At 67.5% G+C, this 16,520-nt stretch carries 15 protein-coding genes; 6 read left to right on the top strand and 9 right to left on the bottom strand.

Features of this window, described 5'->3' with window-relative positions; genetic code table 11:
• Positions 1-9: 9 nt before the first annotated feature.
• From JNJ68_RS01375 to cls, 6 genes are read right to left on the bottom strand one after another with little or no spacing between them, the layout of a single operon-like run.
• Positions 10-1,782: an ABC transporter ATP-binding protein gene (locus JNJ68_RS01375; protein WP_294978038.1), complete on the bottom strand. Its 1,773-nt coding sequence runs from the start codon at positions 1,780-1,782 to the stop codon at positions 10-12.
• Positions 1,779-2,738, bottom strand: a complete 960-nt coding sequence (locus JNJ68_RS01380) for an acetamidase/formamidase family protein (RefSeq protein ID WP_294978040.1) — start codon at positions 2,736-2,738, stop codon at positions 1,779-1,781. Before JNJ68_RS01380 ends, JNJ68_RS01375 begins: the two co-directional genes overlap by 4 nt.
• On the bottom strand, positions 2,738-4,351 hold the full coding sequence (locus tag JNJ68_RS01385; RefSeq protein ID WP_294978042.1) for an ABC transporter substrate-binding protein: 1,614 nt from the start codon (positions 4,349-4,351) through the stop codon (positions 2,738-2,740). The genes JNJ68_RS01380 and JNJ68_RS01385 overlap by 1 nt, the downstream gene beginning before the upstream one ends.
• A 21-nt stretch (positions 4,352-4,372) precedes the next feature.
• Complete coding sequence (locus tag JNJ68_RS01390; RefSeq protein WP_294978043.1) at positions 4,373-5,293, bottom strand: ABC transporter permease; 921 nt, start codon at positions 5,291-5,293, stop codon at positions 4,373-4,375.
• Positions 5,293-6,174: an ABC transporter permease gene (locus JNJ68_RS01395; protein ID WP_294978044.1), complete on the bottom strand. Its 882-nt coding sequence runs from the start codon at positions 6,172-6,174 to the stop codon at positions 5,293-5,295. Before JNJ68_RS01395 ends, JNJ68_RS01390 begins: the two co-directional genes overlap by 1 nt.
• 9 nt (positions 6,175-6,183) lie before the next feature.
• Positions 6,184-7,602: a cardiolipin synthase gene (cls, locus tag JNJ68_RS01400; protein ID WP_294978046.1), complete on the bottom strand. Its 1,419-nt coding sequence runs from the start codon at positions 7,600-7,602 to the stop codon at positions 6,184-6,186.
• A gap of 81 nt (positions 7,603-7,683) precedes the next feature.
• Between cls and JNJ68_RS01405 the strand changes: the two genes are divergently transcribed.
• A complete protein-coding gene (locus tag JNJ68_RS01405; RefSeq protein ID WP_294978048.1) occupies positions 7,684-8,856 on the top strand; it encodes a GlxA family transcriptional regulator in 1,173 nt (390 codons plus the stop codon).
• Between the two features lie 40 nt (positions 8,857-8,896).
• On the opposite strand, the gene JNJ68_RS01410 is transcribed toward JNJ68_RS01405, so the two are convergent.
• Both JNJ68_RS01410 and JNJ68_RS01415 read right to left on the bottom strand, forming a co-directional pair.
• On the bottom strand, positions 8,897-9,931 hold the full coding sequence (locus JNJ68_RS01410; protein ID WP_294978049.1) for an LLM class flavin-dependent oxidoreductase: 1,035 nt from the start codon (positions 9,929-9,931) through the stop codon (positions 8,897-8,899).
• Between the two features lie 19 nt (positions 9,932-9,950).
• On the bottom strand, positions 9,951-11,423 hold the full coding sequence (locus JNJ68_RS01415; RefSeq protein WP_294978051.1) for an aldehyde dehydrogenase: 1,473 nt from the start codon (positions 11,421-11,423) through the stop codon (positions 9,951-9,953).
• Positions 11,424-11,568: 145 nt separating this feature from the next.
• On the opposite strand from JNJ68_RS01415, the gene JNJ68_RS01420 reads away from it, so the two are divergent.
• From JNJ68_RS01420 to JNJ68_RS01430, 3 genes are read left to right on the top strand one after another with little or no spacing between them, the layout of a single operon-like run.
• On the top strand, positions 11,569-12,357 hold the full coding sequence (locus JNJ68_RS01420; RefSeq protein ID WP_294978053.1) for an alpha/beta fold hydrolase: 789 nt from the start codon (positions 11,569-11,571) through the stop codon (positions 12,355-12,357).
• Entirely contained in the window at positions 12,354-13,265 is a 912-nt protein-coding gene (locus JNJ68_RS01425) for a flavin reductase family protein (RefSeq protein ID WP_294978055.1), read from the top strand. The genes JNJ68_RS01420 and JNJ68_RS01425 overlap by 4 nt, the downstream gene beginning before the upstream one ends.
• 17 nt (positions 13,266-13,282) lie before the next feature.
• Positions 13,283-13,888 carry an amino acid synthesis family protein gene (locus JNJ68_RS01430; RefSeq protein ID WP_294978057.1) on the top strand — a complete coding sequence of 202 codons (606 nt, stop codon included), beginning with the start codon at positions 13,283-13,285 and terminating at the stop codon, positions 13,886-13,888.
• A 159-nt stretch (positions 13,889-14,047) separates the two neighbouring features.
• Here the strand turns inward: JNJ68_RS01430 and ychF are convergent, their stop codons facing one another.
• On the bottom strand, positions 14,048-15,145 hold the full coding sequence (ychF, locus tag JNJ68_RS01435) for a redox-regulated ATPase YchF (protein ID WP_294978059.1): 1,098 nt from the start codon (positions 15,143-15,145) through the stop codon (positions 14,048-14,050).
• Between the two features lie 107 nt (positions 15,146-15,252).
• Between ychF and JNJ68_RS01440 the strand changes: the two genes are divergently transcribed.
• Together JNJ68_RS01440 and trpA are read left to right on the top strand one after the other, a co-directional pair.
• Entirely contained in the window at positions 15,253-15,666 is a 414-nt protein-coding gene (locus JNJ68_RS01440; protein WP_294978061.1) for a VOC family protein, read from the top strand.
• 62 nt (positions 15,667-15,728) lie between these two features.
• Positions 15,729-16,520, top strand: a complete 792-nt coding sequence (gene trpA, locus JNJ68_RS01445; RefSeq protein WP_294978063.1) for a tryptophan synthase subunit alpha — start codon at positions 15,729-15,731, stop codon at positions 16,518-16,520.

Here is a 16,520-nt window from a genome sequence, read left to right on the forward strand (position 1 = left end):
GGGCTGCCCTTACTGCCCAACCAGATGGCCCCCGCCGATATCGGCCAGCCTGACCCGGAGTGGCCCTGACCCCGGCGCGTGCAGCGGGCTTGGCACCTCTCCGGCCAGACCCGGGGCGGCGGCGCGCTGATGGGCCGGGTCGGGCACCGGTACCGCGTCGATCAGCCGCCTTGTATAGGGGTGCTGCGGATTGCCGAAGATTTGCGCCCGCGTCCCCAGTTCGACGATCTGCCCCAGATACATCACGCCCACCCGGTCCGAGATGTTCTCGACCACCGCCATGTCGTGACTGATGAACAGGTAGGACATGCCGAACTCTGCCTGAAGCGCGCGGAGAAGGCCCAGCACGCGGGCCTGCACGCTGACATCCAGCGCGCTGACGCTTTCATCGGCGATGATCAGGTCAGGTTGCAGCGCCAGCGCCCGGGCGATGCAGATGCGCTGCCGCTGCCCGCCGGAGAATTCATGCGGATAGCGGTCAAGCTGCGACGCCTCCAGCCCCACCCGCGCCATCAGGTCGGCAGCCTTCGCGCGGCGGTTGGCAGCCGTGCCGAGGGCGTGGATCAAGAGCGGCTCGGCGATCAGCTCGCCCACCCGCATCCGGGGGTTCAGCGCAGCCATCGGGTCCTGGAACACCATCTGCACCTTGCGGCGCATCGCCTTCTGCCCCGGCGCATCCAGCCCGGCCAACGCCTGCCCGGCAATCTCGATCCGCCCGCTGTGCGGCGCCAGCCCGACGAGCGCCTTGGCGATGGTCGACTTGCCGCAGCCGGATTCGCCGACCAGCGCGAAGGTCTCGCCCCGGCGGATGTCGAAGCTGACATGCTCGACCGCGTGGACGTTCTGCGTGACCCCGCCCAGAAGCCCGCCACGCAGCGGATAGCGGACGACCACATCCTCCAGCCGCGCGACCGGCTCCGTCGTGACCGGAGGCCGCACCAAACCCTGCCCCATCCGTGGCACGGCGGCCAAGAGCGCGCGGGTATAGTCGGCCTGCGGCTTGCCGAAGATGTCGACAGTCGCCGCCGCCTCCACCTGCCGCCCCTGCCGCATCACGATCACACGGGTTGCCATCTCGGCCACCACGCCCATGTCATGCGTGATCAGGATGATCGCCGTCCCCATCTGCCGTTGCAGGTCGCGCAAGAGGTCCAAGACCTCGCGCTGCACGGTCACGTCCAGCGCCGTGGTCGGCTCGTCGGCGATCAGCACCTCCGGCTTCAGCGCCAGCGCCATCGCGATCATCACCCGCTGCCGCATACCCCCCGACAACTCATGCGGATACTGCCCCATCCGCCGCTCGGGCTCCGACAGCCGCACCGCCCGCAAAGCCTCCACCGCCCGTTTCGCGGCCTCGGCCCGGCCCACCCGCTCATGCGCCCGGATCGCCTCGACCAGCTGCGCGCCCACGGTCATCACCGGGTTCAGGCTGGTCATCGGCTCCTGGAAGATCATCGCGATCCGGTCGCCGCGCACCGACCGCAGCGCCGGCTCGGGCAAGCCGATCAGGTTCTCGCCCCCCAGCAGCACCCGCCCCCCCGTCACCCGCACCGCAGGCGGCGGCAACAGCCCCATGATCGCCAGCGAGGTGATCGACTTGCCCGATCCGCTCTCCCCGGCAATCGCCAGCGTCTCGCCCTTCGCCAGCGTGAAGGACAGGTCCTGCACCAAGGGCTTCAGCCCGCCCTCGGTGCGGACCGAGACGCAGAGCCCCTCGACCCGCAGCACGGGGTCCGGGGCCGTCACAGCCCCGGCGCTTGGCAGGACTTCCGCCAGCGTCATTCGAAGACGACCCGGGGGAAATAGAAGCTGACCACCCAGTTCGGCATGTCGACGATCTCGGAAATCCGAAGGTCGCCGCAGACCGAACACAGCATGTAGGCGTCGACCGCCGAAATCCCCTGCTGCGCGGTCAAGAGGTCGACCATCCCCGCCACCGCATCCCGCGCGGCGCTCATCAGGTCCGGCCCGATCCCCGTCGTCGCCTCATAGCCCTTGGCGTCCAGATGCCGCGTCACCGGCCCCGGCGTGGTGAAGCGCGGGGTCTTCAGCGGCTGGTTCTTCACCAGATCCAGCGTCAGCACCACGTTCATCGGGCTTTCGATCGCCGTCCCGCAGACCTCGCCATCGCCCTGCGCCGCATGCGTGTCGCCCACGCTGAACAAGGCCCCCTCCACCTCCACCGGCAGGTAGAGCGTCACGCCCGAGGTCAGGTCCCGGATGTCGAGGTTCCCCCCCACCCGGCGCGGCGGCACCACGGAATGCAACCCGGCTTCGGCAGGCGCGCAGCCGATGGTGCCGGAGAACGGCTTCAACGGCACCCGCGCCGAAGACCCCCACATCGCCGGCTCCATGCTGGCCGGGTCATAGGACCACAGGCACAGCGCGGGGTCGGCGAACTGGTCGGCGAGCAGCCCGAAGCCCGGAATATTCGCCGTCCAGCCGAAGCCCTTGCCATCGAACACCTTGGGGGCGAACCCCTCCAGCGTCACCTTCAGCACGTCGCCGGGCTTGGCCCCGTCCACGTAGATCGGCCCCGACACCGGGTTGATCTTGCCGAAGTCCAGGTCGACCACGCTTTGCACGGTAGACGACGGGCCAAGCTGGCCCGCCGAGGAATCATGGCAATGGAACTCGATGGTCGAGCCCGGCGCGACGCGCAGCGCGGGCGGCAGGGAATTGTCCCAGCCGAAGTGATGCTGCGCGCCGTGGATCGTATAGTCGCAGGCCTTGCACATTACTGTTTGACCCAGACGTAGTCGTAGTTGACCGGGATCGACACCGGATCGACATAGAGCGCATCCTCGCCGCCCATCCGTTCCGACTTCATCGTGTAGCGTTCCTCGTTGAAGACCGGAACCCAAGGGGCCTCATCCATCACGCCCATATAGACGTCGGACCAGGCCTTCAGCCGATCCGCCGCCTTGGCCGGATCGAACATGCTGTCTGCGGCCACCGCCTTGGCGTCCAGCGCCTCGTCGCAGAACTTCGACCAGTTCCAGCCGCCCTCTGCCGCGCCCGCGCAGCCAAGGATCGGGCCATAGAAGTTGGATGGATCGGGGAAGTCGGCGATCCAGCCCATGCCGCCGGACCAGATCATCGGGGCGGTGCCCGCGCCCCCGGCCTCGATCACGTTGGCCTGGGCGAGGTTCTGGATGTTGGCCGTGATCCCGATGGCCGCAAGGTCCTGCTGGATCGCCTGCGCGATGCGCGGGTTCGGGTCGGTGTTCATGACGTAAAGCTCGGTCTCGAACCCGTCGGCCAGCCCCGCCTCGGCCAGAAGCGCCTTGGCCCCCTCCGGGTCATAGGCATAGCCTGCATAGCCTTCCGTATAGCCCGGCATCGAGGGCGGCAGCGGCTGGGTCGCGGGCACCGCGCGGCCGTTGATGATCTGGGTGATCCGCTCCTTGTTGATCGCCATGTTCACCGCCTTGCGCACCTCCAGCTTGTCGAAGGGCGCGATCTTGACGTTCAGCGTGATGTAGCCGGTGTGAAGCTGGCCGCCCACTACGACGCGTGCGGCCTGCGCCGGGTCGCCCATCACCTCGGTGAACTTGGCGGGCGGGATGCCGTCGCCGGGCACATCGACTTCGCCGTTCTGCAACCGCAGCAGCGCCACCACCGGCTCCTGACCGACCTCGAAGACGATGGAGTCAAGGAAGGGCACGCCGGGCCGCCAGTAATCGGCGTTCTTCTCGAAGACCAGCCGTTGCCCCAGCGTCCATTCCGCCAGCTTGTAGGCCCCGGTCCCGACCGGCTTCTTGCCGAAATCGGCCCCGGCCTCGTCGACCGCTTCCTTCGGCACCACGGAAGCAAAGTTCAGCGCCATGACATGCAGGAAGGTCGCATCGGGGCGGGACAAGGTGATCTTGACCGTCGACGGATCGACGACTTCCACTCCCGACAGCCCGTCAGGCCCCGCCTTGTCAAACCCGGCGATGGCCCCGAAGAACCCGGCCCCCGGCGACTGGGTTTCCGGGTTGGTCACGCGGTCCAGCGAATATTTCACATCCTCCGCCGTCATCTCGCGCCCGTTGTGGAACTTGACGCCCTTGAGGAGATGGAACGTGTAGACCAGCCCGTCTTCGGAAATCTCGTAGCTCTCCGCCAGACCCGGGCGCAGCGTTGTGGTGCCCGGCACATAGTCCATCAGCCCGTCGAAGATCGACTTGATCATCGACCAGTTCTGCCAGTCATAGCCGATGGCCGGGTCCAGCGTCGCCACATCGTCCTTGTAGGTGATGGTGATGGTCCCACCCGGCCTGGCGTTCGGGTCGGGCGCATAGTCCTGCGCCAGCGCAGGCAGGGCCAGCGCCAGCATCACGGCGGTCGAGGCGAGCAGGTTTTTCATTCTTTCTCTCCTGTTGGTTTGTCAGCGAAGTCTTATGCGGGGGTCGATGAACGGGGCGATGAGGTCGGCCAGAAGGTTGCCAAGCACGATGGCGCAGGCCGAGACCAGCGTGACGCCCATGATGATCGGAATGTCGACGCGCTGGATCGCCTGCCAGGCCAGTTGCCCGATGCCGGGCCAGCCGAACACGCTTTCCACCACCACGATCCCGCCCATGAAGACGCCGATGTCGATCCCGATCATGGCGATCACCGGCAGGATGGCGTTCGGCAGCGCATGGCGCAGCACGATCCGCGCGCGGCTCAACCCCTTGGCGCGGGCGGTGCGGATATAATCGGCGCGCAGGACGTCGATCATGCTCGACCGCATCATCCGGGAATACCAGCCCGAGCCGAGGATGGCCAAAGTCACGGCCGGCAGGACCAGGTGTGCGAAGGTCCCGTAGCCGCCGATCGGGAACCAGCCCAGCTTCACCGCGAAGACGTAGAGGAGGAGCAGGCTCACCACGAACTGCGGCGCCGAGACGGTGACGAAGGAAGTGACCATCAGCGTCTGGTCCACCGCCCTTCCCCGCCACAGCGCCGCGATGATCCCCATCGTCAGGCCCAGCACCAGCTCGCAGACAATCGCCGCGACCATGAGGAGCAGCGTGGCAGGCAGCCGCGACAGGATCAGCTCGGCAACTTCCGTCTTTTGCAGGTAGCTCCGCCCCATGTCGCCCTGCACCAGCGCGCCAAGATAGCGGGCGTATTGAACCACGAAAGGCTTATCGAGGCCCAGCTGCTCGCGGATGTTCTCGACCGTCTGCGCCGTCGCCGACCGCCCGGCGATCTGGCGCACCGGATCGGCGGGCAGGACGTAGAGGAGGAAGAAGGTGATGAAGCTGACGCCGAGGAGGATCAGCACTGCCTGCACCAGCCGCCGGATCAGATAACCCGCCATCAGTCGCGCCCCCTTTGCGTCGGGTCCAGCACGTCGCGCAAGGCGTCGCCCACCAGGTTGAAGGCCAAGGCCAGAAGGATGATCGCCGCGCCGGGGATGAAGACCAGCCAGGGCGCGGTCTGGAACCAGGTCTGGTTCTCGAAGATGATGTTGCCCCAGCTTGCCGTCGGCGGCTGCACCCCGATGCCGAGGAAACTGAGCGTCGCCTCCAGCAGCACCGTCGTCGAAATCCCCAGCGTCCCCCAGACGATGATCGTCGGCAGAAGATGAGGCAGGATATGGCGGAAGAGGATGCGGCTGGTCGAGGCCCCCAATGTCCGCTCCGCCGCGATGAAGTCGCGCGTGGCCAGCGACGAGGTCTCGGTATAGATCACCCGCGCCGTCTGCACCCAGTTCACCAGCGCGATGACCAGCGCCACGATCCACAAGGACGGCTGGAAGATCGCCGCCAGGCAGATCGCCAAGAGCAGCGCCGGGAAGGCCATCATCAGGTCGGTGAAGCGCATCAGCACGCCCCCGATCCAGCCCCGGAAGAACCCGGCGGTGATCCCCACCAGCGTGCCGATGACCAGCGCGAGGCCATTCGCCACCACCCCGATGATCAGCGACGTCTGCGCCCCATAGAGCAACCGGCTGAACAGGTCGCGCCCCAAGAGGTCGGTCCCCATCAGGAACTGTCCGCCCGGCGGCATCGGCGCGCCCTCCAGCGTCAACCCGTCGAACATCTGGTCGTTCGGATCGAAAGGCGCGATCCAGGGCGCGAAAACCGCCCCGGCAACCACCAGCACGATGATCGCCAGCCCGAACAGCGCCATCTTCCGCCGCAGAAGGCGGGCCAGCGCCCCCGGCGCCGCCGCCTCACCCGCGCTCAGATCCGTCATCCGTTTTCCTCACAACACCGGCCCCATGATCGCCAGCGCATTGTTGACCAGCCGCCGGACGGAGCCCCACGCCGCGACCTCCGCCGCGGAAATCCGGCGCGACTGCGCCAGAAACTCCTCCTGCCTTGCCCGCAGCGCCGTGGTCGCCGCCGCATCCGCCAGCAGGATGTTGTTCTCGTAGTTCAGGTCGAAACTCCGACGGTCCATGTTGGCCGAACCGATCAGCGCCAACTCGCCGTCCATCGTCAAGGTCTTCGCGTGCAAGAGGCCAGGCTGGAACTCGAAGACCCGGACACCGGCCTCCAGCAGGCTTTCATAGTGGCTCCGGCTGGCGGCGCCGACGGCAAGGTCGTCGTTGCGGGCCGGGAAGATGATCGTGACCTCCACCCCCCGATAGGCCGCCGAGCAGATCGCCGCCTGCACCGCCTGCGTCGGGACATAGTAGGGCGTGGTGATGAAAAGACTGGCCCGGGCGGCAAAGATCAGGCTGGTGAACATCTCGGGCATCGCCGCGTCGCGGTAAGTCGGCCCGGTCGCGACCACCTGGGCGACAAACCCCGCTCCGGGCGCCGGCTGCGGCCTCCGCAGCAGCCCCGTCACGTCGTCGCCGCCGTTGCCCATCCAGTCGCAGGCGAAGAGATGCTGGTTCTGCCGCACCACCGGCCCGGTAAAGCGCATCACCACATCGACCCAGGGGCCGAACCGCGCCTTCGGCAGGAACGCCGGGTCGGCGCAGTTCTGGCTGCCGCAATAGGTCACGCTGTAGTCGATCACCAGCACCTTGCGGTGATTGCGCAGGTCGATCCGGCCGTTCAGCATCCGCAGCAGCGGATTGCCGACCGGCAGGGCGGTCCGGGTCTGCGCGCCCGCCGCCGCCATCTGCCGCCACAGCTCGCTCCGGGTGAACTTGCGCGACCCGATGTCGTCGACCATCACCCGGCAGGCCACGCCGCGCCGCGCCGCCCGCATGACGGCTTCCGCCATCTTCCGGCCGTTGCCATCGTCCAGCCAGATATAGAAGACCAGGTGGACATGATCCGTCGCCGCGTCGATATCGGCCACCATCGCGTCGATCGCGCTGTCCGAATCGGCCATCAACTGCATCCGGTTGCCGCCGACCGGCCCATAGCCCGAGATCGACCGCCCGACCTGCAACAGGCCCCGGGACTGCCCCGGCAGAGCCTCCTCCGCAGCCAACTCCGGAGCTTCGGACCGGGGCAGCTCCGCCATGACGCGCTGCATCGCGCGGATTCGCGCCTTGCCGATGCTCGTCTGGCCAAGCAGCAGATAGGCAAGCGCGCCCAGGTAGGGCAGGCCCAGCACGATCAACAGCCATGCGACGCGCGTTTCGGCAAGGCGGTGGCGCCGCAAGAGGATATGTGCCGACAGAACCAGCGTGACGCCGAAGTGTAGCAGGATTGCGAACATACCGGCCCCGATTCCACCGTTGCCCGGGCACTCTAACAGCCTCGCGGCGCTGCTGCGGTCGTTTTTCGCCCTGCCTGCGGGGTGCGGCTTCCCCGCCGGTATTTCGACAGCTATCCTTTCGGCATGTCGAAAAACCGCATCCTTTCGGCCCCACCCCCGGTGCCGCAGCTTCTGCGCCCGGTCGCGCCGCCCACCCGCGTCAGCTTCGTCATCGTGCCGCGCTTCAACATGGCGACACTGATCACGATGATCGAACCCTTGCGCGTGGCGAACTATCTCGCGCCGGAACCGCTCTACCAATGGGAAATCCTGTCACTCGACGGCCCCGAGATCCCTGCCTCGAACGGGCTCTCCATCACCGCCCAGCCGCTCGACGACCGCAACCGGCGCGGCGAGACGATCTTCGCCCTCGCCTCCTGGGGAGCCGAGGACTATGCCAACCGCGAGCTTTTCGCCTGGCTCCGCCGCCAGTCCCGCGACGGCGCGCGGCTCTGCGCGGTCGAGCTTGGCTGCTACCTTCTCGCCCGGGCCGGCCTCCTGACCGGCCGCCCGCTGGCCACCCACTGGTCCTGGGCACCGGGCTTCCAGGAGCGCTACCCTGACATCCCCCTTGTCGAACAGCTCTACACCCTCGGTGACAGCATCCTCACCTGCGCGGGTGGCATGGGCGGGGTGGACCTGATGCTCCGCCTCATCGCCGACCGCCACGGCGAGGGCATGGCGGGCGAGGTCGCCGACCAGATCCTCTACCAGCCGATCCGCCCGCCCACCGCCCCGCAGCGCCGGACGCTGGGACAGGGCACCGACCAGTTCCCGCCGATCCTGCGCCGCGCCATCGCGCTGATCGAGGCGAACATCGCCGATCCCCTGACCGTGCCCGAGGTTGCCGAGGAGCTGGGTCTCTCACAGCGCCAGCTCGAACGCCTGTTCCACAAGGGCCTCGGCTGTTCGGTGGTGCAGTTCGGCACCCTCGTCCGGCTGCAACACGCCCGCGTCCTCTTGATCGCGACCAAGCTTTCGGTCCGCGAGATCGCCACCGCCACCGGCTTCAACGCGCTCAGCCACTTCGCCAGCGCCTTCCGGAAATGCTTCGACCGCCGCCCCAGCGACTATCGGCAAGGGTGGGCACCGACGGAAGCCGCACCCTCCTGGCCCGGCACCCTGACCGGCTATCTCGAAACCCTGCAACAGCGCACCACCCGCGCGGTCCGGTCGAAGGCCTCCTCGTTCGACTTCGTCTCCTCGTCGGAATAACCCGGCGAGGAGAAGCCGAAGGCGAACGACGAGCAGCCGCTCACGCGAAAGCCGGGATGACTTCCTTGCAGAACAGTTCCAGCGACCGCTTCTGTTCCTTCAGGCCCAGGCCAAGGCTCGCGTAGTAGATGAACTCATCCACCCCGATCGCCTCGTATTCCTTCAGCTTGGCGATCACCTCGTCCGGCGTGCCGAACATCAGGTTCCGCGACAGCATCTCCGGGTCATACTCCGCCCGGTTGCCCAACTGGTCGAAGGGGATCGACTTCGGAAAGCCGTTCTCCACATCGCCCATGTTCTTGAACAGGTTCTCGAACTGCGAAAGCTGCCGCTGCGCCGCGCGGACCGGGACCATCCAGTCCTCCTTCCGGTCATAGAGCGCGGTATGGCGCATCATCGCCATCGTCGGCCGCTTGGCGCCGGGGTTGTTCGCCACCGCCTCGTTCAGCCGGTCCATATAGGCCTGCGCCTCGCCCATGTCGCGGGTCAGGGGCCAGGACTGGATGTTGCAGCCCTGCTTGACCGCATAGTCATAGGTGATCGGCGCCCGTGCCGCGACCCAGACCGGCACCTCCTTCTGCAAGGGCTTCGGGCAAGAGGTCGAGGCCGGGAAGCTCCAGTGCTCGCCGTTGTGCTCGGTATCGCCCTGCCACAGCGCGCGGATCACCGGCAGCATCTCCTGCATGTAACGCCAGGCGTCGGTCTGCTTCAGCCCCGGCCGCATCCGGTCGAACTCGCGCTGATAGGCGCCCGAGCCGATGCCGAACTCCAGCCGCCCGCCCGAGATCAGGTCGACGAAGGCCGCCTCCCCCGCCGCCTTGATCGGATGCCAGTAGGGCGCGGCGATGACCGCGGTCCCGAGGCGGATGTTCGACGTCTCTCCCGCCCACCAGGTCAGGATCGAAAACGGGTTCGGCGCGATGGTCATCTCCAGCGCGTGATGCTCCGCCGCCCAGGCGATGCGGAACCCGCCCCGGTCGGCCATCTGCACCATTTCCAGCGTGTGCTTGGCCACATCCTTCATGTCGAGCGTGTCGTCGATTCGCTCCATGTTGATCGCAAGGTGGAATTTCATCTTCTATCTCCCTGAAATATCAGCGCATCACGAAGGGGTTGGCGATGGGCTCGGATGAGGTGTTGACCCAGATCGTCTTGGGCCTGGTGTAGTCGTACAGGGCCTGGAACCCGCTCTCGCGGCCGTAGCCCGATCCCTTGACGCCGCCAAAGGCCGCGATGGGCGAGACGGCGCGGTAGGTGTTCACCCAGACGATCCCGGCGCGAATGGCCTTCGCCACCCGCATCTGCCGCGCCCCGTCGCGGGTGAAGATCCCGGCGGCCAGCCCATGCTCCGACCGGTTCGCCAAAGCGATGGCCTCCTCCTCGGTCCTGAAGCGCAGTACCGACAGCACCGGCCCGAAGAGTTCCGTATCCACGATGGTCAGGTCGGGAGACGGGCAGTCGATGATCGTCGGCTCGTAATAGGTCCCGCCCAGCGCGGGTTGCCTGCCCCCGGTCAGGACCGTCGCGCCTTCCGTCACCGCCAAAGCCACCTGCGCCTCGATGTGCCGCAGCTGGCCCTCGGTGCAAAGCGGCCCCATCTGCGTCTCGTCCGCCAGCGGATCGCCAATGCGAATGGCCTGCGCCGCCGCCACCATCCGTGCCAGGAATTCGTCGGCCACCGCCTCATGCACGATCAGCCGCGACCCCGCGACACAGCTCTGCCCCGTCGCGCCGAAAATCCCGGCCACCGACCCGTTCACCGCGCTTTCCAGATCGGCGTCCTCGAACACCACGAAGGGCGATTTCCCCCCCAGCTCCAGCGACACCTCCGCGAAATTCTCCGCCGAGTTCCGCACGATATGCCGCGCCGCAGTCGGCCCGCCGGTGAAGGACACCCGCGCCACCAGGGGATGCGAGGTCAAGACCCGCCCCACCTCGCCATGCCCGGAAATGATGTTCACCACCCCCGCAGGAAACCCAGCCTCCGCGATGAGGCGGCCAAACTCCAGCATCGGTACCGAGGCGTGCTCCGACACCTTCAGCACCACCGTATTCCCCGCCGCGAGCGCCGGCCCCAGTTTCACCGCCGACAGGAACAGCTGCGAATTCCACGGCACCACCGCCGCCACCACACCCAGCGGTTCCCGGTTGGTGAAGACCAGCAAATCCGGCTTGTCGATCGGCAGCACCTCGCCGCTGATCTTGTCCGCCGCCCCGGCATAGAAATGGAAGAACTCCGCGATATACTTCGCCTGCCAGCGCGTCTCCTTCAGCATCTTGCCGGTGTCCAGCGTCTCCGCCCGCCCCAGCTCCTCCGACGCCTCTGCCAGCAGATCGCCGAGCTTCCGCAGGCACTTCCCCCGCGCCGAGGGCGTCATCCGCCCCCATTCGCCCGAAAGCGCCCGGTCCGCCGCCCTGACCGCCCGGTCGACGTCCCTACCCGTCGCCTCCGGCACCTCGGCCCAAACCGCTCCCGTCACCGGAGACACCGACGGAAACACCGCCCCGTCCGAGGCGGAAACCCAGTCCCCGTCAATCAGCATCTGGCAGCGCTTGATCTCAGCCATCTCGGTCCTCCGCAGCTTCCCCCGTTGATGCCGCGCCGAAATGCCGCATGTTTCCGAAATTTCGCCATTGGTTGACGAAATTTCGAAACTCGACCGCGGACTGCGATGGCAAACGAAAGCACCACCGGGAAAGGAGGCCGCTGCGATGATCGACCCCCACGGCACCGTCTATGACCTGACCGGCCCCGAGGCCGCCCCGGTCGTCGTGCTGATCCACGGCCTCGGCCTCACCCGCGCCGTCTGGCAGTGGCTGACGCCCGACCTAAGCCGCTTTCGCGTCCTGAGCTATGACCTCATCGGCCATGGGCAGTCCGCCCCGCCCGAGGGGCAACCCACGCTCCGCGACCTCGCGGCGCAACTTGCCGCGCTTCTCGACCACCTGGACATCGACCGGGCCGCCATCGTCGGCTTCTCGCTCGGCGGCATGATCGCCCGCCGCTTCGCGCAGGACCACCCGGCCCGCACCGCCGCCCTCGTCATCCTGCATTCCGCCCATCGCCGCAGCGAAAAGGCGCAAGCCGCCATCCTGTTCCGCGTCGCACAGGCCGAGGAGCACGGCCCCGCCGCCACGGTCGAACTGGCGCTGGAGCGCTGGTATACCGAAGCCTGCCGCACAGCCCGGCCCGACCTGATGGACCTGACCCGCCGCTGGGTCTTGGCCAACGACCCGAAGGTCTACCCCAGGCTCTACCGCATCCTCGCGCATGGCGTGGACGAGATCGTCGCGCCAAGACCACCGATCTCTTGCCCGACCCTCGTCCTCACCGGCGACGAAGACCACGGCAACAACCCCGAAATGTCCATCGCCATCGCCACCGAAATCCCCCGCGCGCGGCTCGTCATCCTGAAAGGCCTCCGCCACATGGCGCTGGCCGAGGACCCGCCCGCGGTAAACCGCCCCGTAGTCGGTTTCCTCACCGAGGTGCTCAGATGACCCGGATCGACCCCCGCGCGCTGCGCAACGCCTTCGGCACCTTCGCGACCGGCGTCACCGTGATCACCACGCGGCAAGCGGACGGCACGCCCCGCGGCTTCACCGCGAACAGCTTCACCTCCGTCTCGCTCGACCCGCCGCTCCTCCTCGTCTGCCTCGCCAAGACCGCGCATTCGGCGGATGTCTTCGCCGAGGCTCCGCATTTCGCCGTCAACATCCTCGCCGAAGACCAGAAAGCCGTCTCCGGCCTCTTCGCCTCGCGCACCCCGGACAAGTTCCAGAACTGCGCCTGGACACCCGGCCACGCGGGGGTTCCCCTGCTTGACGGCGCGCTGGCGCAATTCGCCTGCGCGAACCACCAGCTTGTCGACGCGGGCGACCACCTGATCCTGATCGGCCGGATCGAGGCCTTCGCCACCAACGAAGGCCAACCCCTCGGCTATTTCCGGGGCAACTACTTCTCCATCGGCATCGAGCGCGACCTCGCCGAAGCCGCCGCTGCCGCGAAAGGCAGCCGCCTCGGCGCGGTTCTGGCCTGCAACGGCGGCGTGCTCCTCAAGGACGATCACGGCGCACTGAGCCTGCCCCTCGCCCCGCAGCCCACGCTCGACAGCCTGACCGCCGCGCTGACGGCACAGGGCCTGATGCCCACCATCGACTTCGTCTACGCCGCCTTCGATGACCGCACGACCGGCGGCCATGCGGTCTATTACCACGGCAAGGTCTCCGGCACCCTGCCGCAGGGCTACCGCATCCTGCCGCTCGCCGACCTCGCCAAAGCGCCGCTCGCCAACCCGACCGAGGCGCAGATGCTCGCCCGCTATGCCGACGACTTCAGGAACGGCAGCTTCACCCTCTACCACGGCACCGAAACCTCGGGTCATGTCCGCCAGATCGGCGCCCGCTGAGACAGAAAGGAAATCCCATGTCCCTCCCCGAACTCCGCAAGCTTGTGACCTATGACGAGGATACCGTCAGCGACGGCGGTCGCGCCTGCACCCCGCCGCTCCGCATGATCGCGGTCGCCGCCGTGGTGACGAACCCCTGGTATGGGCGCGGTTTCGTCGAAGACCTTGGCCCCGAAATCCGCCGCATGGGACCTGCCTTGGGCCAACTCCTGACCGACCGCCTGATCCGCCTCGCGGGCGGGGGCGACAAGATCGAGGCCTATGGCAAGGCCGCCCTCTGCGGCACCGCCTGCGAGCTGGAACATTGCTCGGCGCTGATCCACACCCTGCGTTTCGGCAACTTCTTCCGCGAGGCGGTGGGGGCGAAGACCTACCTCGGCTTCACCAACAGCCGCGGCCCCGCCAACACGCAACTCCAGATCCCGCTGATGGACAAGCACGACGCCGGGCGCCGCTCGCACTATCTGACGGTGCAGTTCTCGGTCCCCGATGCACCGGGCCATGACGAGCTGGTCATCGCCCTCGGCGCGTCGCTCGGGGGCCGCCCGCACCACCGCATCGGCGACCGCTACCAGGACCTGAAGGAAATGGGCGGCGAGGTCGACAACCCGGCGGGGGTCTGACGGCCCCTCCTCGTTCGCCTTCGGCTCCTCGTCGGTCAGTCCCGGCGAGGAGAAACGAAGTGCACGACGAGCGGACCGTCAGAGTGTTAACCCCATCCTGACGCCCGCGCCCAACCCATTGAAATCACTCAGGTCGAAATCTTGCCCTGCGTGGACAGATCACCCATTGAACAGGAAGTGCAGCACGTCTCCGTCCTTCACTTCGTAGGTCTTCCCCTCGACCCGGAACTTGCCCGCTTCCTTGGCCCCCGCCTCGCCGTTCCCGGCGATATAGTCGTCATAGGCCACGGTTTCCGCCCGGATGAACCCCTTCTCGAAATCCCCGTGGATCACCCCCGCCGCCTGCGGGGCAAGCGTCCCTTTCGTGATCGTCCAGGCCCGCGCCTCTTTCGGCCCGACGGTGAAATAGGTCTGCAAGCCCAGCAGCGCGTAACCCGCCTTGATCAGCCGGTCGAGCCCCGCCTCGTGCAGCCCCATCTCCTCCAGGAACATGACCGCCTCGTCCTCGGGAAGCTGCGCCAGCTCCTCCTCGATCCGGGCCGAGATCACCACCGAGGCTGCGCCCTGCTTCGCCGCCATCTCGGCCACCCGGTCCGACTGGGAGTTGCCCTCGGCCGCACAAGCCTCCTCGACATTGCAGACATAGAGCACCGGCTTCGCCGTCAGCAGTTGCAGCATCCGCCACTGCCTGCGGTCGTCCTCGGCGATCTTCAGCGACCGCGCCGGTCTGCCCTCGGCCAGCGCCGCCTGCGCGGCCCGCAGCAGCCGATCCTGGTCCTGCACCTCCTGATCCCCGCCGCGCAGCTTCTTGGCCAACGCCGCCAGCCGCCGCTCGACCGATTCCAGATCCGCCAGCATCAGCTCGGTCTCGATCGTCTCGGCATCGGCCACCGGGTCGATCCGGCCCTCTACATGGGTGATGTCCCCGTCCTCGAAGCAGCGCAGCACATGGGCAATCGCGTCGCATTCGCGGATGTTGGCAAGGAACTGGTTGCCGAGCCCCTCCCCCTTCGACGCCCCGCGCACGAGGCCCGCGATATCGACGAAGGTCATCCGCGTCGGGATTATCTGCTTCGACCCGGCAATCCCGGCCAGCTTCTCCAGCCGGGCATCCGGTACCGAGACCTCGCCGACGTTCGGCTCGATGGTGCAGAACGGGAAGTTCGCCGCCTGCGCCGCCGCCGTCCGGGTCAGCGCGTTAAAGAGGGTGGACTTGCCCACATTCGGCAGCCCGACGATGCCCATCCTGAAACCCATGATGCCCTCCATTGGCGACGCGCCGCTTCTACGGGGGCGGAAGGCGAGGATCAAGGTTCCGCGACTCGGGCCCGTCCCGTAGGGTTATCGGCAAAGAGGAGACACCGATGAGCTTCGATCCCTACATCCATTTCCAGGGCGACTGCCGCGCGGCGATGGAGGCCTACCGTCAGGTCTTCGGCGGCACGCTCAGCATCATGGGCTACGACCAGATGCCCGACGCCCCGCCCGAGCTGAAGGGCTCGCCCCTCGTCATGCACTCCACCCTTCACATCGGCGGGCGCAGCCTGATGGCCTCGGACTTCCCACCGGGCCACGCGGGCGCGCCGCAGGCTTCCGTCACCATCAGCCACGAGGCCGGGTCCGACGCCGAGGCCAAGCGTATCTTCGCGGCGCTGGCCGAAGGCGGCAGCGTGATGATGGACTACCAGCCGACCTTCTGGTCGGACGGGTTCGGAATGCTGAAGGACCGCTTCGGCACGCACTGGATGATCTCGGCCCCCTGGCGGCAGCAGGGCTGAGCCGCTCCTTGATTTCCCCCGCTCGCCCGTGGCAGATGGGACCGGACTTGCAGGGGGCCAGCATGACACGGATCGACGACACCTTCGCGCGGCTGAAAGCCCAGGGGAAGAAAGCCTTCGTCGCCTATATCATGGGCGGCGACCCTGACGAGGCGACCTCGCTGGCGGTCATGCAGGGCTTGCCCGGTGCCGGTGTCGACGTGATCGAGCTGGGGATGCCCTTCACCGACCCGATGGCCGATGGCCCGACGATCCAGGCCGCGGGCCAGCGCGCGCTGGAAGGCGGCATGACCATGGACAAGGTCCTGAACATGGTCCGCGCCTTCCGGGCCGGGGACACCACCACGCCCATCGTCCTGATGGGCTATTACAACCCGATCTATTCCCGCGGCGTCGACCGCTTCCTGAAGGACGCCATCGAGGCCGGGATCGACGGGCTCATCGTCGTCGACCTGCCGCCCGAAGAGGACGACGAGCTTTGCATCCCGGCGCAGAAGGCGGGGCTGAACTTCATCCGCCTGGCCACACCCACGACCGACGACAAGCGCCTGCCGAAGGTGCTGCAGAACACTTCCGGCTTCGTCTACTACGTCTCGATCACCGGGATCACCGGCGCCGCCGCCGCCCAGGCGGGCGACGTTGCGCCCGAGGTGGCGCGGATCAAGCGGTCGACCGACCTGCCGGTGATCGTCGGCTTCGGGATCAACACGCCCGGGCAGGCGAAAGCCATCGCCAGCGTGGCCGACGGGGCCGTCGTGGGCTCGGCCATCGTCAAGGACATCGGCGCGGGCGTGCCGGTGGCCGAGGTGCTGGCACGGGTGAAGGCGCTGGCGGATGGAGCGCACTCGGCCTGA

The organism is Tabrizicola sp., from assembly GCF_016793705.1.
GTDB lineage: Bacteria > Pseudomonadota > Alphaproteobacteria > Rhodobacterales > Rhodobacteraceae > Tabrizicola.

What these genes read in the sequence shown, in the direction of transcription:
- cls (WP_294978046.1), bottom strand. Translation starts at nt 7,602, where the DNA reads ATGTTCGCAATCCTGCTACACTTCGGCGTCACGCTGGTTCTGTCGGCA.
- JNJ68_RS01380 (WP_294978040.1), bottom strand. Translation starts at nt 2,738, where the DNA reads ATGTGCAAGGCCTGCGACTATACGATCCACGGCGCGCAGCATCACTTC.
- JNJ68_RS01410 (WP_294978049.1), bottom strand. Translation starts at nt 9,931, where the DNA reads ATGAAATTCCACCTTGCGATCAACATGGAGCGAATCGACGACACGCTC.
- JNJ68_RS01395 (WP_294978044.1), bottom strand. Translation starts at nt 6,174, where the DNA reads ATGACGGATCTGAGCGCGGGTGAGGCGGCGGCGCCGGGGGCGCTGGCC.
- JNJ68_RS01385 (WP_294978042.1), bottom strand. Translation starts at nt 4,351, where the DNA reads ATGAAAAACCTGCTCGCCTCGACCGCCGTGATGCTGGCGCTGGCCCTG.
- JNJ68_RS01430 (WP_294978057.1), top strand. Translation starts at nt 13,283, where the DNA reads ATGTCCCTCCCCGAACTCCGCAAGCTTGTGACCTATGACGAGGATACC.
- trpA (WP_294978063.1), top strand. Translation starts at nt 15,729, where the DNA reads ATGACACGGATCGACGACACCTTCGCGCGGCTGAAAGCCCAGGGGAAG.
- JNJ68_RS01415 (WP_294978051.1), bottom strand. Translation starts at nt 11,423, where the DNA reads ATGGCTGAGATCAAGCGCTGCCAGATGCTGATTGACGGGGACTGGGTT.
- JNJ68_RS01425 (WP_294978055.1), top strand. Translation starts at nt 12,354, where the DNA reads ATGACCCGGATCGACCCCCGCGCGCTGCGCAACGCCTTCGGCACCTTC.
- JNJ68_RS01440 (WP_294978061.1), top strand. Translation starts at nt 15,253, where the DNA reads ATGAGCTTCGATCCCTACATCCATTTCCAGGGCGACTGCCGCGCGGCG.
- JNJ68_RS01420 (WP_294978053.1), top strand. Translation starts at nt 11,569, where the DNA reads ATGATCGACCCCCACGGCACCGTCTATGACCTGACCGGCCCCGAGGCC.
- JNJ68_RS01390 (WP_294978043.1), bottom strand. Translation starts at nt 5,293, where the DNA reads ATGGCGGGTTATCTGATCCGGCGGCTGGTGCAGGCAGTGCTGATCCTC.
- ychF (WP_294978059.1), bottom strand. Translation starts at nt 15,145, where the DNA reads ATGGGTTTCAGGATGGGCATCGTCGGGCTGCCGAATGTGGGCAAGTCC.
- JNJ68_RS01375 (WP_294978038.1), bottom strand. Translation starts at nt 1,782, where the DNA reads ATGACGCTGGCGGAAGTCCTGCCAAGCGCCGGGGCTGTGACGGCCCCG.